We start from the raw sequence: 15,102 nt of genomic DNA, 5'->3' as shown, positions 1-15,102 counted from the left end.
AGCACGAACCGAACGGCGAGCGGAACGCGCACCCCCGCGCCGAGGCCCCGCCCCCCAACGAACCGTCCGCCTGGCACCTGCACCCCCACGAGCCCGCACGAATCCCCAGCTCACCGGCCGTTGTCAGTCCCCGGGTGCAGGATGGACGCATGGTCAGCTCCACACACCGAGCCCTGGACGGCTTCTCCCCCGCGACCCGCGGCTGGTTCACGGGAGCCTTCGACGCGCCCACCGCGGCCCAGGCAGGCGCATGGACGGCCATCAAAGAGGGCTCGGACGTCCTGGTGGTCGCCCCCACCGGCTCCGGCAAAACCCTCGCCGCCTTCCTGGCCGCCTTGGACGACCTGGCCTCCACACCCCCACCCGCCGACCCCAGGAAACGCTGCCGAGTCCTCTACGTCTCCCCCCTCAAGGCCCTCGCGGTCGACGTAGAACGCAACCTCCGCAGCCCCCTCACCGGCATCCGCCAGGAATCCGTCCGCCTGGGCCTGCCCGAACCCGAGGTGAAGGTCGGCATCCGCTCAGGAGACACCCCGGCGGCCGAGCGCCGCGCGCTGTCCACCCGCCCCCCGGACATCCTGATCACCACCCCGGAGTCCCTGTTCCTGATGCTGACGTCCGCGACCCGAGACGCGCTGACCGGCATCGAAACAGTGATCCTCGACGAGGTCCACGCGGTGGCCGGCACGAAGCGGGGCGCCCACCTCGCCCTCTCCCTGGAGCGCCTGGACGAACTCCTGCCCAAGCCGGCCCGCCGCATCGGCCTCTCCGCGACCGTCCGCCCGGTCGACGAGATCGCCCGCTACCTCTCCCCCCGCCGCAAGGTGGAGATCGTCCAGCCGAAGTCGGGCAAGGAGTTCGACCTCTCGGTAGTGGTCCCCGTGGAGGACCTAGGCGAACTCGGCGGCTCCCCCGTGGCCGACGGCACCGAGGGCGCGGAACGCCCCTCGATCTGGCCGCACGTCGAGGAGCGCATCACCGACCTCGTCCAGGCCCACCGCTCCACCATCGTGTTCGCCAACTCCCGCCGCCTCGCGGAACGCCTCTGCAACCGCCTCAACGAGATCGCGTACGAGCGGGCGACCGGCGAGCCCCTGGCGGAGCACCACGCCCCCGCCGAGCTGATGGGCGGCTCGGGAGCGGCCCGGGGCGCACCCCCGGTCATCGCCCGAGCCCACCACGGCTCGGTCTCCAAGGAACAGCGCGCCCTGGTCGAGGAGGACCTCAAGGCCGGCCGCCTCCCCGCGGTGGTCGCCACCTCCAGCCTGGAACTCGGCATCGACATGGGCGCGGTGGACCTGGTCGTCCAGGTCGAATCACCCCCCTCCGTGGCCTCCGGTCTGCAACGCGTGGGCCGCGCGGGCCACCAGGTCGGCGCGGTCTCCACCGGCGTGGTCTTCCCGAAGTACCGCGGCGACCTGGTCCAGGCCGCGGTCGTCACCGAGCGGATGCGCACCGGCTCCATCGAGTCCCTCAAGGTCCCCGCCAACCCCCTGGACGTCCTGGCCCAGCAGTTGGTCGCTATGACGGCGCTGGACACCTGGCAGCTCGACGACCTGCTCGCCACGGTCCGCCGGGCGGCCCCCTTCGCCTCGCTCCCCGAGTCGGCCTTCACCGCGGTCCTCGACATGCTCGCGGGCCGCTACCCCTCCGACGCCTTCGCGGAACTGCGCCCCCGCGTCGTCTGGGACCGCGTCGCCGGCACCGTCACCGGCCGCCCCGGCGCGCAGCGCCTCGCGGTCACCTCCGGCGGCACCATCCCGGACCGCGGCCTCTTCGGCGTCTTCCTCGCCGGTGCCGACCCCAAGAAGGGCGGCGGAAGGGTCGGCGAGCTGGACGAGGAGATGGTCTACGAGTCGCGCGTGGGCGACGTCTTCACGCTGGGCACCAGTTCCTGGCGTATCGAGGACATCACCCGCGACCGCGTCCTGGTCTCCCCGGCCCCCGGCGTCCCGGGCAGGCTGCCGTTCTGGAAGGGCGACCAGCTGGGCCGCCCGCTCGAACTCGGCCGCGCGGTCGGCGCGTTCCTCCGGGAAGTCGGCTCGATGCCCAAGGAGAAGGCCCGCCCCCGCCTACTCGCGGCAGGCCTGGACACCTGGGCGGCGGACAATGTTCTCGCGTACCTCGACGAACAGCGCGAGGCCTGCGGCCACATCCCCGACGACCGGACGATCGTCGTGGAGCGCTTCCGCGACGAACTCGGCGACTGGCGCGTCGTCGTCCACTCCCCGTTCGGCGCCCAGGTGCACGCCCCCTGGGCCCTCGCCCTCGGCGCCAAGCTCTCCGAGCGCTACGGCATGGACGCCCAGGTGATGCACGCGGACGACGGCCTCGTCCTGCGCCTCCCCGACGCCGACCTGATGGGCCTGGACCTGCTGGACCAGGAACCGATGAAGCTGGGCACGGAGTACGACGCCGACCAGGCCCCCGTAGGCGCTGCGGACGTCGTCTTCGACAAGGGCGAGGTCGACCAGATCGTCACCGACCAGGTCGGCGGCTCCGCCTTGTTCGCGTCCCGGTTCCGCGAATGCGCGGCCCGCGCGCTGCTGCTGCCCCGCCGCAGCCCCGGCAAGCGCACCCCGCTGTGGCAACAGCGTCAGCGCGCCTCTCAACTCCTGGAAGTGGCGAGTGAGTTCGGCTCGTTCCCGATCGTCCTGGAGGCGGTCCGCGAGTGCCTCCAGGACGTCTTCGACGTCCCCGGCCTCGTCGAGCTGATGGGCGACCTGGAGTCCCGCAAGGTCCGCCTCGTCGAGGTCACCACCCCCGAGCCGTCCCCCTTCGCCCGCTCCCTCCTCTTCGGTTACGTCGCCCAGTTCCTGTACGAGGGGGACTCCCCGCTCGCGGAGCGCCGCGCCGCGGCCCTGTCCCTCGACTCCCGTCTGCTGGCGGAGCTGCTCGGCCAGGCGGAGCTGCGCGAGCTGCTGGACGCCGAGGTCCTGACGGAGCTGGAGCGGGAACTCCAGTGGCTCACCGAGGACCGCCGCGCGAAGGACGCCGAAGGCGTCGCGGACCTCCTCCGGCTCCTCGGCCCGCTCACGGACGCGGAGTTGGCCGAGCGAGGCGCGGAACCGCAGTGGGCGCAGGACCTCGCCAACGCGCGCCGCGCCATCCGGGTCCGTGTCGCCGGCACCGACCACTGGGCGGCGGTCGAGGACGCGGGGCGGCTGCGCGACGCGCTGGGCACCGCCTTGCCGGTCGGCGTCCCGGAGGCCTTCACCGAGCCGGTCAAGGACCCGCTGGGCGACCTCCTCGCGCGCTACGCCCGCACCCACGGCCCGTTCACCTCGGCGACCGCGGCGGCCCGCTTCGGTCTGGGCGTGGCGGTCACGGAGGGCGCGTTGCAGCGCCTCGCCGCGAACGGCCGTGTCGTACAGGGGGAGTTCCATCCGGCGGGCATCGGCCAGGAGTGGTGCAACGCCGCCGTGCTCCGCCGCCTGCGGCGCCGTTCCCTGGCCGCCCTGCGCCATGAACTCGAACCGGTGCCGCCGCCCGCGCTGGCCCAGTTCCTCCCCCAGTGGCAGCACATCGGCAAGGGCCACGGACTGCGCGGCATCGACGGCCTGGTGCGAGCCGTCGAGCAGTTGCAGGGCGCGTCCGTGCCCGCCTCCGCCCTGGAGAAGCTGGTCCTGCCGTCCCGGGTGGCGATCTACACCCCGGCGATGCTCGACGAACTCACCTCCGCCGGCGAGGTGGTGTGGGCCGGAGCGGGCTCCCTGCCCGGCAAGGACGGCTGGGTCTCCCTCTACCTCGCGGATGCGGCCCCCCTCCTCCTGCCGGTCCCGCACCCCCTGGAGCTGACGGCCCTCCACGAGTCCGTCCTCACCGCCCTCTCCGGGGGCTACGGCCTGTTCTTCCGCCAGATCGCCGACCAGGTCCGCGCGACCACCCACCCCGACGCCACCGACCCCCAACTCGCCGACGCTGTCTGGGACCTGGCCTGGTCCGGCCGCCTCACGAACGACACCCTCACGCCCATGCGCTCCCTGCTGGGCTCGGGCCGCACGGCAGGCTCCACGGCCCACCGCGCCAAGCGCACGATCCCGCGCGGCCGCTACGGCTCCCTCACGGCCGCCGCCCGCCCGGCGTCCCGCACCGGCCCGCCCACCGTCGCCGGCCGCTGGTCCCTGCTGCCCGCCCGCGAGCCCGACCCCACCCTGCGCGCCCACGCCCTGGCCCGCACCCTCCTCGACCGACACGGCGTGGTGACCCGGGGCGCGGTCTCCGCGGAGGGCGTCGAGGGTGGCTTCTCGGCGACGTACCGCATCCTGTCCGCCTTCGAGGAGACCGGTCAGGCCCGCCGCGGCTATGTGGTGGAAGGCCTCGGCGCCGCCCAGTTCGCGATGGACGGCGCCGTGGACCGCCTCCGCGCGGTGGCGAACGCCCGCGAACGAGGCCAGACCGACGCCACGGCCCCGGCGACCGACGACTTCACCCCGTACGCCGACTTCAGCACTCCGGAGCCCGGCGCCGACTTCTGGCAGACCGCCGCAGACCAGACCCCCCTGGGCCTCGACGACACCTACGACCCGCTGCCCCCGGCCCAGTCCTCCACCTCACGCGACCACTACGTCTCCCCCCGCGACTACCGCGACCAGCACGCCCCCTCGCGCGCCCCCCATCGCCGCGACCGCCCCTCCCCCGACACCCGAGCCGTCGTCCTGGCAGCCGCCGACCCGGCGAACGCCTACGGCGCCGCCCTCCCCTGGCCCGAGCCCCCGACCGGCGCCGGGCACAAGGCAGGCCGCAAGGCGGGCTCCCTGGTGGTCCTGGTCGACGGCGAGCTGACGCTCTACATGGAGCGAGGCGGCAAGACCCTCCTTGCCTGGCCCGAGGACCCGGACACCAAACCCACCGACGACCCCCGCCTCCAGGCAGCAGCCGACGCCCTGGCGGCGGCCGCCCGAGCCGGCTCCCTGGGCACCGTCACAGTGGAACGCATCAACGGCACCTCGGCCCTGACATCTCCCCTAGGCACCCTCCTGGAGGGGGCAGGCTTCATCGCCACGCCAAGGGGCCTACGCCTACGCGCCTGACATGCTCCACCCCATCGACCCTCACCTCGTTCACGGACGGCCGGGCCAGCCCCCCTAGGGGCGCGGGGAACTGCGCGACCAGCCACAACCAACCCGCACCCGCCACACGACAGCAGCACCCGCCACACGACAGCAGCACCCCCCTAGGCGCCGCCCACCCACCGGCGCCCACCCGCCACCCCATGCCACCCTTGACCCATGCCCGAAGGAGACACCGTCTGGCAGACAGCGACCCGCCTCCACAACGCCCTCGCCGGCCAGACACTCACCCGCAGCGACCTCCGCGTCCCCAAGTTCGCGACAGCGGACCTCACCGGCCGCACCGTCCTGGACGTCACCCCGCGCGGCAAACACCTCCTGACCCGCATCGAGGGCGGCCTGACCCTCCACTCGCACCTCAAGATGGACGGCTCCTGGAAGGTGTACGCCAACGGCCGCCGCTGGACCGGCGGCCCCGCCCACCAGATCCGCGCGATCCTCGGCAACGCCGACCGGACCGCCGTCGGCTACCGCCTCCCCGTCCTGGAGCTCCTCCGCACCAGCGACGAGGACCGCGTCGTAGGCCACCTCGGCCCCGATCTCCTGGGCCCGGACTGGAACCCCGACCGCGCCCTCGCCAACCTCCTCGCCGACCCGGCCCGCCCGCTCGGCGAGGCCCTCCTCGACCAGCGCAACCTCGCCGGGATCGGCAATGTCTACAAGAGCGAGCTCTGCTTCCTGCTGGGCGTGACCCCCTGGCTCCCGGTAGGCGGGCTCCCCGCCGACCGCGCCGCCAAGCTCCCCGCGCTCGCCAAGAAGCTCCTGGAGGCCAACCGCGACCGCCCGGTCCGCACCACCACGGGCCGCCACGGCCACGACCTCTTCGTCTACGGCCGCGCCGGCATCCCCTGCCTCCGCTGCCGCACCCCCGTCCGCGTCGCCAACCAGGGCGACGGCTCCCGCGAACGCCCCACCTACTGGTGCCCGACGTGCCAAGCGGGACCCGCCCCGGGCACCACCTCACGCCGCGGAGCTCCACACCGTACGACTAATTGACGGACCGTCAGAAACCCTCGTACCGTCCCCCCATGACCGTCAGCGCGTACGACCTCACCGGACGCACCGCCTTCGTCACCGGCGCCGCCGGCGGTATCGGCCGCGCCTCAGCGGTCCTGCTCGCCGAAGCGGGCGCCACCGTGCACTGCGCCGACCGCGACGCACCGGGCCTGCACGAGACGGCGACCCTGATCAAGGACGCGGGCGGCACCGCCCGCACCCACCACCTCGACGTCACGGACCGGGACCAGCTCCGCGAGGCCATCGCCTCCTGCGGGCAGCTGGACATCCTGGCCGCGATCGCCGGCATCATGCACAGCAGCCCGGTCCTGGACACGAAGGACGAGGATCTCGACCGCGTCCTGAACGTCAACTTCAAGGGAGTGCTGTACGCCTGCCAAGAGGCGGCCCGCCTCATGATCGCCCGGGGCATCCGGGGCAGCATCGTCACCATGGCCTCGGGTGCCGTCGACACCGGTGGACCCGGCCTGCTCGCCTACGGCGCGGCCAAGGCGGCGGTCGTCCAGCTGACGAAGACCCTGGCGAACGAGGTCGGCCGGCACGGCATCCGGGTCAACGCCGTCGCCCCGGGCTGGATCCGCACGCCGATGACGGACCGGCACGGCGCGGACCAGGAGCGGACCGAGGCGCTGATGGCCCGTATGTCACCACTGGGCCGGGTAGGCCAGGCCCCCGAGGTCGCCCACGCGGTGCTGTACCTGGCGTCCGACGCCGCGTCCTTCACGACGGGCCAGATCCTCCGTCCGAACGGCGGGGTGGCGATGCCGTGGTGACGCCGCTCGGTGCGGCCCGCATCGCCGTACCGCGCCAGGCCGCCCGCCACCGCCCCACGGCGAGCGCCCCGGCCGCCCGCCCCCTCGGCACACAGTGCACCGGCAGCAGGCTCAACCCCCACCCACCGGCGGCGACAGCACCCTCCAGCACCCCGGCGTCGGAGGCCAGCGCCAGGCGCAGCACAGCCCACCACCACACCGCGCCCAGCGTGACGGCCACCCCCCACCGCGTTATCGGACGGCCCACGACCCCACCTCCAGCCCGCAGTCCCCGAAGCCCTCAGGGCACCCGACAGAACCACAGCACCCGACGCTAGGTCCTGGCCCCGTCCGCCGACAGGGCGCACCAAGGGCACACCGAGGCACCCCCAGCCGCCGCCTCACCCGTTCTCGGCCTGGAACATCCAGTGATGCTTCTCCAGATCCGCCGTGATCCCGATGAACAGATCCTGGCTGACGGGGTCGGCGTCCCCGGTGGCGGCCACCCGCTCCCGCATCCGCCCGATCACCGCGCCCAGCGCGTCCACCAGCGTCCCCACCGCGTCCGCGTCCTTGATCCACCCCTCGGACACCGCTCCGATGCCGCTGCCCGCCGCCACGGTGGCCGCGCGCCCGTCGGGCGGGACGCCCAGCGCGGAGGCTCGCTCGGCGACGGTGTCGGAGTGGGTGCGCGCGATGTCCACGACCTCGTCGAGCTGCAGGTGCACGGACCGGAACCGGGGCCCGACCACGTTCCAGTGGATCTGCTTCGCCACGAGGGCGAGGTCCACCAGATCGACGAGGGCCCCTTGCAGGGCCTCGGCCACGGTCTTCAGGTCCGCGTCGGACAACGGGCTCTTCACGACGTACATGCGCATGCTCCGATTCCTGTACGGCTACACGGCCCCGAGCCCCGTCCGTCCCACGATGCACGAAAGCCCCGGCCGACGCCTCTCCAGATGTTCGGAGAGGCCCGGCCGGGGCTTCGCACACTTCGCAGAGTGCTTTGCACTTCTCAGTGCATCGTCAGCTCGTCCTCGAGCGGAACCCGAGGACATAGGCGCGTGACGCTCAGGCGGCGACGACGTCCACTGCCTCGGCGGGTGCCTTGATGGTCACCCGTTCCGGTGGCACACCGGTCACCGACACCGAACCCAGCATCGGGCGTACCGGCGTGGGTACGGACTCGCTGGGGGTGGCCGCAGCGGACTGGGCCAGCTCGGCGAGGGCGAGCTCGTCGCTCACTTCCCGCATCAGTTCGGACATCCGTACGTCCAGCGCGTCGCAGATGGCGGAGAGCAGCTCGGAGGAAGCCTCCTTCTGCCCCCGCTCCACCTCGGAGAGATAGCCGAGTGAAACTCGGGCGGACGAGGAGACTTCGCGCAGAGTACGGCCCTGGCGTTGGCGCTGCCGACGCAGCACGTCACCCAACAGGCGACGGAGCAGAATCATCGGTGGCTCCCTCCTCGGACCGCGTAGCCGCATCCTTCACGCCCCACCGTACCGCCTTGCGCCGCGGCCGTGCGGGGAGCGATGTCGTGTTCACTCAGGGCTGCAAACATCAAAACCCCCCGTTCCGTTCCGTATCCTGTGCCCGCTCATTCCCGGTCTGTTCGCCCGCAAGCTCCTGAAGGAGCAGTGCGAGTACGCTCCGTACACTCTCCATACGAATTTCCGCGCGGTCGCCGTTCAACCGCAGTGAGGCGACTTTCCCGCCATCCGAGAGGCCCGGACCGGGTCCGTCGACCGCCACGTAGACCGTTCCGACGGGCTTTCCGTCCTGTTCTTCCGGTCCTGCGACTCCCGTGGTCGCGACGCCCCAGTCGGCACCGAGCGCCTTGCGTACGCCGACCGCCATCTGGGCCGCGACCTGCGGATCCACCGCTCCACGCGCCGCCAGCAGGCCGGCGTCGACACCGAGCAGTTCATGCTTCAGTTCGGTGGCGTAGGCCGTCACCGAGCCGCGGAAGGCCTGGGAGGCCCCGGGCGCCGCTGTGATTTCCGCCGCAACCAATCCACCGGTGAGGGACTCGGCGACCGCGAGCGTCTCGCCCTTCACCGTCAGTAGTCGCACCACTTCAGTGGCCGGGGAATTCACGCTTCCGACTCCTCCAACGCCGCCTCGCGCTCGGCGATTCCCTGCCTGCGCAGCACAATGGCCTGTCTCACATAGTCGAGTCCGGTCGCCACGGTCAGGACGACCGCCACAGCCATCACCCAGAATCTCGCGGTCGCCAGCCACCCCGTCAGCGCCAGGATGTACATACCGACCGCGATGCCCTGCGCGAGGGTCTTCAGCTTGCCGCCGCGGCTCGCCGGGATGACGCCGTACCGGATGACGATGAAACGCAGCAGCGTGATCCCGAGTTCCCGGCCGAGGATGACCGCGGTCACCCACCATGGGAGGTCGCCGAGCGCGGAGAGACAGATCAGCGCCGCCCCCATGATCGCCTTGTCGGCGATGGGGTCGGCGATCTTCCCGAAGTCGGTGACGAGGTTGTACGTGCGGGCCAGATGACCGTCGAAGAGGTCGGTGATCATGGCGACGGAGAAGGCGGCCCAGGCGAACGAGCGCCACGCGGGATCGTGTCCGCCGGCGGCCAGCATCAGGGCGACGAAGCCCGGCACCAGCAGGAGCCGGATCATCGTCAGGATGTTGGCGATGTTCCAGAGGCTGGCCTGGTTGACGGCCGCGGCCGCGATCTTGCCGCCGCGCGCGGGCCTGTCGCCGTGGTCGGTACCGGACGCATCCCGCTGCGAAGGACCCGTCTTGGAGGGGCCGCTCGCAGCGGATGCCGGTACTCCGGTCATCTGCCCGCCTCCTCACTACACGCGAGCGAGCCCGTCACCGGCTCGGCCACCAGGTCGACACCTTCGGTGCCGACCACCTTCGCCTCGACGATACGGCCGACGCCGAGCCCCTCGCCGCTCGTGAGCAGCACCTGGCCGTCCGTCTCGGGCGCCTGGTGCGCACCGCGCCCGTACACGCCCTCCTCGTCCACGGACTCCACCAGCACGTGCACGGTCTCGCCCACGCGCTCCTCGGCGCGCTGCGAGACGAGTTCCTCGGCGAGCCGGGAGACACGCGCCAGCCGCTCGGCGACGACGTCCTCGTCGAGCTTGTTGTCGTACGTGGCCGCTTCGGTGCCCTCCTCGTCGGAGTAGCCGAAGACGCCGATGGCGTCCAGCCGCGCGCCGGTGAGGAAACGCTCCAGCTCGGCGAGGTCGGCCTCGCTCTCGCCGGGGAAGCCCACGATGAAGTTGGAGCGCACGCCCGCCTGGGGTGCCTTGCTCCGGATGGTGTCGAGCAGCTCCAGGAAGCGGTCGGTGTCCCCGAAGCGGCGCATGGCGCGCAGCACGTCGGGCGCGGAGTGCTGGAAGGAGAGGTCGAAGTAGGGCGCGACCTTGGGCGTCGACGTCAGTACGTCGATGAGGCCGGGGCGCATCTCGGCCGGCTGGAGGTAGCTGACGCGCACCCGCTCGATGCCGTCGACGTCGGCGAGCTCGGGCAGCAGGGACTCCAGCAGGCGGATGTCGCCCAGGTCCTTGCCGTAGGACGTGTTGTTCTCGGAGACCAGCATGATCTCCTTGACGCCCTGCTCGGCCAGCCAGCGCGTCTCGTTGAGCACGTCCGAGGGGCGCCGGGAGATGAACGAGCCACGGAAGGACGGGATGGCGCAGAACGTGCAGCGCCGGTCGCAGCCGGAGGCGAGCTTCACCGAGGCGACCGGGGAGCCGTCCAGACGGCGGCGCAGGGGCGCGCGCGGGCCGGAGGACGGAGCGATCCCCTCCGGAAGGTCCACGGGGCCGTGCCCGGGCAGCGCCACCTCGGCCGCCGACTCCTGGCGCTCGGCGGGGCTGATCGGCAGCAGCTTGCGCCGGTCGCGCGGGGTGTGGGCGGCGTGGATGCCGCCGGACAGGATGGTCTGCAGGCGGTCGGAGATGTCGGCGTAGTCGTCGAAGCCGAGCACGCCGTCGGCCTCGGGAAGGGCCTCGGCGAGGTCCTTGCCGTACCGCTCGGCCATGCAGCCCACCGCCACGACGGCCTGGGTTCTGCCATGGCCCTTGAGGTCGTTGGCCTCCAGGAGGGCGTCGACGGAGTCCTTCTTGGCGGCGTCGACGAAGCCGCAGGTGTTGACGACGGCGACGTCCGCGTCCGCGGCGTCCTCCACGAGGTCCCAGCCGTCCGCCTCCAAGCGGCCTGCGAGCTCCTCCGAGTCCACCTCGTTGCGGGCGCAGCCAAGAGTGACGAGTGCGACGGTACGGCGTTCAGGCATGGGCTCAAGACTACTTTGTCCCACCGACAACGAACGTCGACGGGGTTGGTGAAGATCACCAACCCCGTCGAACACGCGCCGAGCCTCAGCCGACCTGCGGGTCGCCCTTCGTGTACGTCAGGCGCTCCACGGCGCCGGGTGCCCAGTCGTCGTCGATCTTCTTGCCGTTCACATACAGCTGGATCGCCCCGGCGTCACCGAGGACGAGGTTGATCTTCTCGCTGTCCTGGAAGGTTTTCGACTCGCCCTGCTGGAGCAGGCCGTCGAACAGCAGCCGGCCGTTGTGGTCCTTGGCGGAGATCCAGCTCTTGCCGTCGGGGGCGCTGACCTTGACGGTCACCTTGTCCTGAGGAGCCGCCGCGATGGCGCTGTCGGACGGGTCCGGCTTCGGCGACTCGGGCTTCTCGCTCTTCGGGGTGGGCGTGGCGGACTTGCCGGCGGAGGGCGAGGAACCCTCGGCGACCGGCGTCTTGGCACCCTCGTCGCCGCCCTTGAAGGCGGTGAACCCGACGAACCCGATCACGGCCACGATCGCGGCGACCATGGCAGCGGTCCAGTTGGGCCCGCGGCGCTCGGGACGGATGCGTTCCGCCTCGAACAGCGGGGCCGCCGGGGTCGGCGCCGGACGGCCGCCGTGGTCGGCGTCGTACTGGGCGAGGAGGGGGGCCGGGTCGAGGCGTACGGCCTTGGCCAGGGTCCGGATGTGGCCTCGGGCGTAGACGTCCCCGCCGCAAGGGGAGAAGTCGTCCGCTTCGATGGCATGCACGATGGCGATACGGACCCGGGTGGCGTTGCTGACGTCGTCGACGGTCAGCCCGGCCGCGATCCGTGCCTGCTTCAGGGCACGGCCGACGGAGATTCGGGCTTCCTCGCGGTCGTCTTCGAACGGACGCTCGTCTTCAGGGGAGTTGCCGATGGACACGGGGGCGCCTTTCGAGCGTTTTAGCCACCTGTGCTGGAGGTTCAGTCTAGGGGGGGTGCGAAAGGGTGGGGCAACCGGGCGGTGGGACTTTGTACGCCATCGGTATGGCCGGACACGCCGATGGTGGAGCAGCAGCTTTTCGCTTCCCTCAACTTGACGTACGCCGAAGGGAAACGGTTGCTCAATGATCCCTTACGGGTGAGTCACGATCGAACACCCATCGGCGGCCCGCCCGCCCGCGAGGTGACCCTTGCGCCCCGTTTCCGGAGGCGACGTCCCCTTAAGCCTCCCCGCGGATCACCGCGAGCACGCCATCCAGCTCATCAGCCTTCACAAGAACGTCACGCGCCTTGGATCCCTCACTCGGCCCGACGATCCCGCGCGACTCCATCAGGTCCATCAGACGCCCCGCCTTGGCGAACCCGACCCGCAGCTTGCGCTGAAGCATGGAGGTCGAGCCGAACTGCGTGGAGACCACCAGCTCGGCCGCCTGGCACAGCAGGTCCAGGTCGTCGCCGATCTCCTCGTCGATCTCCTTCTTCTGCTTGGTGCCCACGGTGACGTCGTCCCGGAAGACGGGCGCCATCTGGTCCTTGCAGTGCTGGACGACGGCCGCGACCTCGTCCTCGGTGACGAAGGCGCCCTGCATACGGGTGGGCTTGTTGGCGCCCATCGGCAGGAAGAGCCCGTCGCCCTTGCCGATCAGCTTCTCGGCGCCGGGCTGGTCGAGGATGACCCGGGAGTCGGCGAGGGACGAGGTGGCGAAGGCGAGCCGCGAGGGCACGTTGGCCTTGATCAGACCGGTGACGACGTCGACCGACGGCCGCTGCGTGGCGAGCACCAGGTGGATGCCGGCCGCGCGCGCGAGCTGCGTGATGCGCACGATCGAGTCCTCGACGTCGCGCGGCGCGACCATCATCAGGTCGGCGAGCTCGTCGACGATCACCAGCAGATACGGGTAGGTCTTCAGCTCCCGCTCGCTGCCTTCCGGCGTCTTGAGCTTGCCGTCGCGGATGGCCTGGTTGAAGTCGTCGATGTGCCGGTAGCCGAACGCCGCAAGGTCGTCGTACCGAAGATCCATCTCCCGTACGACCCACTGGAGCGCCTCGGCGGCCCGCTTGGGGTTGGTGATGATCGGCGTGATCAGGTGCGGAATGCCCTCGTACGCCGTCAGCTCGACGCGCTTGGGGTCCACCAGGACCATCCGCACGTCCTCGGGGGTCGCGCGGACCATGATGGAAGTGATCAAGCAGTTAATGCACGACGACTTACCGGAACCAGTGGCTCCGGCGACGAGCACGTGCGGCATCTTCGCGAGGTTGGCCATCACATAGCCGCCCTCGACGTCCTTGCCGAGCGCCACCAGCATCGGATGGTCGTCCTCTGCCGCCGCGGCCAGCCGCAGCACGTCACCCAGGTTGACCATCTCGCGGTCGGTGTTCGGGATCTCGATGCCGACCGCGGACTTGCCAGGGATCGGCGAGATGATCCGTACGTCGGGACTGGCGACGGCGTACGCGATGTTCTTGGTCAGCGCGGTGATCCGCTCGACCTTCACGGCGGGGCCGAGCTCGACCTCGTAGCGCGTGACCGTCGGCCCGCGCGTGAAGCCGGTGACGGCCGCGTCGACCTTGAACTCCATGAAGACGTTCTGCAGCGAGGCGACGACCGCGTCGTTGGCGGCGCTGCGCGTCTTGCCGGGTCCGCCGCGCTCCAGCAGGTCGAGCGACGGCAGGGAGTACGTGATGTCGCCGGACAGCTGAAGCTGCTCGGCACGCGGCGGCAGGTCGTCGGGCGCCTCGGGCGCGGGCTTGGTTAGGTCCGCGACCTCGACCTTCAGCTTCTCCTGCTTGGGACGCGCGGCGGGCGCCGGCACCGGGCTCGGCGTCGGTACCGGCGTGGGCGTGGTGTCCTCGCGGTCCCCGACGCTGACCCCCTGGGTGAGGTCGGCGACGATCGGCGACGGCGGCATGCCGTGCAGCACGGCACCGTCGAGCGCGGCAGCGGCGGCCGCGGCGACGTCCACAGCGTCCATCTGCCGGTCCATGTCGGGCTGCGGGACCGCGGAGCGCCTGGGGCGGCCACGACGCCGCGAGAGGGCCTCCTGCTCGGCGCTGTCGGGGTCGTACGCCTCGGGCGCCGAAGCGCGCTTACGCGCGCGTGCGGGCAGCGCCTCGCGCCACTGCTCGTCGTAGCGCTCGTCGTCCGCGGAGAACTCGTCGAACTCGTCCAAGGCCGGGTCGTGCACCACCCCGAGTCGCACGCCGAGCTCCCGCAGCCGCCGCGGAATGGCGTTGACCGGCGTGGCCGTGACGACGAGCAGTCCGAAGACGGTGAGCAGCACGAGCAGCGGTACGGCGAGGACCTCGCCCATGGTGTACGTCAGCGGAGTCGCCGCGCCCCAGCCGATGAGTCCGCCGGCGTCCCTTATGGCCTGCATGCCGTCGCTGCGAGCGGGTGCGCCGCATGCGATGTGGACCTGTCCGAGCACGCCGATGACGAGTGCGGACAGGCCGATGACGATCCGGCCGTTGGCCTCGGGCTGCTCGGGGTGCCGGATGAAGCGCGCGGCGATGACCGCGAGCAGTATCGGCACGAGCAGGTCCAGGCGGCCGAAGGCGCCGGTCACGATGATCTCGACGAGGTCGCCGACCGGGCCGCGCAGGTTCGACCAGGTACCGGCCGCGCAGATCAGCGCGAGGCCGAGCAGCAGCAGCGCGACGCCGTCCTTGCGGTGCGCCGGGTCGAGGTTCTTCGCGCCGTTCCCTATGCCGCGGAACACCGCGCCCACGGCGTGCGCCATGCCCAGCCAGACGGCGCGCACGAGCTTGTAGATGCCGCCGGTCGGGTTCGGCGCCGGCCGCGGAGGCGGCGCGGCCTTCTTCGCCGCGGCCTTCCTGGCGGGCGCCTTCTTCGCCGGAGCCTTTTTCGCGGCGGCCTTCTTCGCCGGAGCCGCCGCCTTCTTCGCGGGCTGCTTCTTGGCAGCGGAGGGACGTGAGGCCATAGAGGTGAGGTTACCGGTGGAGGCGACGACGGACACGTGTGGCGGGTGCTTCACCCGT

The 15,102-nt window shown here is 71.6% G+C and carries 11 protein-coding genes; 3 read left to right on the top strand and 8 right to left on the bottom strand.

All coding sequences use genetic code 11. The features are described 5' to 3' along the window. Nucleotides 1-149 precede the first annotated feature (149 nt). The 3 genes from CRP56_RS31325 to CRP56_RS31315 all read left to right on the top strand — a co-directional run bounded on the left by CRP56_RS31325 (nt 150) and on the right by CRP56_RS31315 (nt 6,862). On the top strand, nt 150-5,033 hold the full coding sequence (locus CRP56_RS31325) for an ATP-dependent helicase (protein WP_097269642.1): 4,884 nt from the start codon (nt 150-152) through the stop codon (nt 5,031-5,033). Nucleotides 5,034-5,231: 198 nt separating this feature from the next. Further along, a complete protein-coding gene (locus tag CRP56_RS31320; protein ID WP_097269640.1) occupies nt 5,232-6,068 on the top strand; it encodes an Fpg/Nei family DNA glycosylase in 837 nt (278 codons plus the stop codon). A gap of 32 nt (nt 6,069-6,100) precedes the next feature. Continuing rightward, nucleotides 6,101-6,862, top strand: a complete 762-nt coding sequence (locus tag CRP56_RS31315; protein ID WP_097269639.1) for an SDR family NAD(P)-dependent oxidoreductase — start codon at nt 6,101-6,103, stop codon at nt 6,860-6,862. Here CRP56_RS31315 and CRP56_RS31310 read toward each other — a convergent pair. The 8 genes from CRP56_RS31310 to CRP56_RS31275 all read right to left on the bottom strand — a co-directional run bounded on the left by CRP56_RS31310 (nt 6,810) and on the right by CRP56_RS31275 (nt 15,044). Then, nucleotides 6,810-7,109: a hypothetical protein gene (locus CRP56_RS31310; protein WP_097269637.1), complete on the bottom strand. Its 300-nt coding sequence runs from the start codon at nt 7,107-7,109 to the stop codon at nt 6,810-6,812. The two genes, CRP56_RS31315 and CRP56_RS31310, sit on opposite strands and share 53 nt — an antisense overlap. A 133-nt stretch (nt 7,110-7,242) precedes the next feature. After that, complete coding sequence (locus CRP56_RS31305; protein WP_097274630.1) at nt 7,243-7,713, bottom strand: Dps family protein; 471 nt, start codon at nt 7,711-7,713, stop codon at nt 7,243-7,245. Nucleotides 7,714-7,912: 199 nt separating this feature from the next. Continuing rightward, nucleotides 7,913-8,293: a helix-turn-helix domain-containing protein gene (locus CRP56_RS31300; protein WP_030825954.1), complete on the bottom strand. Its 381-nt coding sequence runs from the start codon at nt 8,291-8,293 to the stop codon at nt 7,913-7,915. A gap of 109 nt (nt 8,294-8,402) precedes the next feature. Further along, complete coding sequence (locus CRP56_RS31295; protein WP_097269635.1) at nt 8,403-8,939, bottom strand: CinA family protein; 537 nt, start codon at nt 8,937-8,939, stop codon at nt 8,403-8,405. Next, the gene (gene pgsA, locus CRP56_RS31290) at nt 8,936-9,652 is read right to left on the bottom strand and encodes a CDP-diacylglycerol--glycerol-3-phosphate 3-phosphatidyltransferase (protein WP_097269633.1); all 717 of its coding nucleotides are present in this window, start codon (nt 9,650-9,652) and stop codon (nt 8,936-8,938) included. The genes CRP56_RS31295 and pgsA overlap by 4 nt, the downstream gene beginning before the upstream one ends. Next, a complete protein-coding gene (gene rimO / locus CRP56_RS31285; protein WP_097269631.1) occupies nt 9,649-11,118 on the bottom strand; it encodes a 30S ribosomal protein S12 methylthiotransferase RimO in 1,470 nt (489 codons plus the stop codon). The genes pgsA and rimO overlap by 4 nt, the downstream gene beginning before the upstream one ends. 85 nt (nt 11,119-11,203) lie before the next feature. Beyond that, entirely contained in the window at nt 11,204-12,040 is an 837-nt protein-coding gene (locus CRP56_RS31280; protein ID WP_097269629.1) for a helix-turn-helix domain-containing protein, read from the bottom strand. Nucleotides 12,041-12,320: 280 nt separating this feature from the next. After that, nucleotides 12,321-15,044, bottom strand: a complete 2,724-nt coding sequence (locus CRP56_RS31275) for a DNA translocase FtsK (RefSeq protein WP_097274628.1) — start codon at nt 15,042-15,044, stop codon at nt 12,321-12,323. Nucleotides 15,045-15,102: the final 58 nt, after the last annotated feature.

It is taken from the genome of Streptomyces sp. TLI_55 (genome assembly GCF_900206255.1).
In the GTDB taxonomy this organism is placed as follows: Bacteria; Actinomycetota; Actinomycetes; order Streptomycetales; family Streptomycetaceae; genus Streptomyces; species Streptomyces aquilus.
Note: the sequence above shows the minus strand (reverse complement) of the source record. Positions and strands in the feature narration are given on the sequence as shown.

What these genes read in the sequence shown, in the direction of transcription:
- CRP56_RS31305 (WP_097274630.1), bottom strand. Translation starts at nt 7,713, where the DNA reads ATGTACGTCGTGAAGAGCCCGTTGTCCGACGCGGACCTGAAGACCGTG.
- pgsA (WP_097269633.1), bottom strand. Translation starts at nt 9,652, where the DNA reads ATGACCGGAGTACCGGCATCCGCTGCGAGCGGCCCCTCCAAGACGGGT.
- CRP56_RS31325 (WP_097269642.1), top strand. Translation starts at nt 150, where the DNA reads ATGGTCAGCTCCACACACCGAGCCCTGGACGGCTTCTCCCCCGCGACC.
- CRP56_RS31315 (WP_097269639.1), top strand. Translation starts at nt 6,101, where the DNA reads ATGACCGTCAGCGCGTACGACCTCACCGGACGCACCGCCTTCGTCACC.
- CRP56_RS31320 (WP_097269640.1), top strand. Translation starts at nt 5,232, where the DNA reads ATGCCCGAAGGAGACACCGTCTGGCAGACAGCGACCCGCCTCCACAAC.
- CRP56_RS31275 (WP_097274628.1), bottom strand. Translation starts at nt 15,044, where the DNA reads ATGGCCTCACGTCCCTCCGCTGCCAAGAAGCAGCCCGCGAAGAAGGCG.
- CRP56_RS31300 (WP_030825954.1), bottom strand. Translation starts at nt 8,293, where the DNA reads ATGATTCTGCTCCGTCGCCTGTTGGGTGACGTGCTGCGTCGGCAGCGC.
- rimO (WP_097269631.1), bottom strand. Translation starts at nt 11,118, where the DNA reads ATGCCTGAACGCCGTACCGTCGCACTCGTCACTCTTGGCTGCGCCCGC.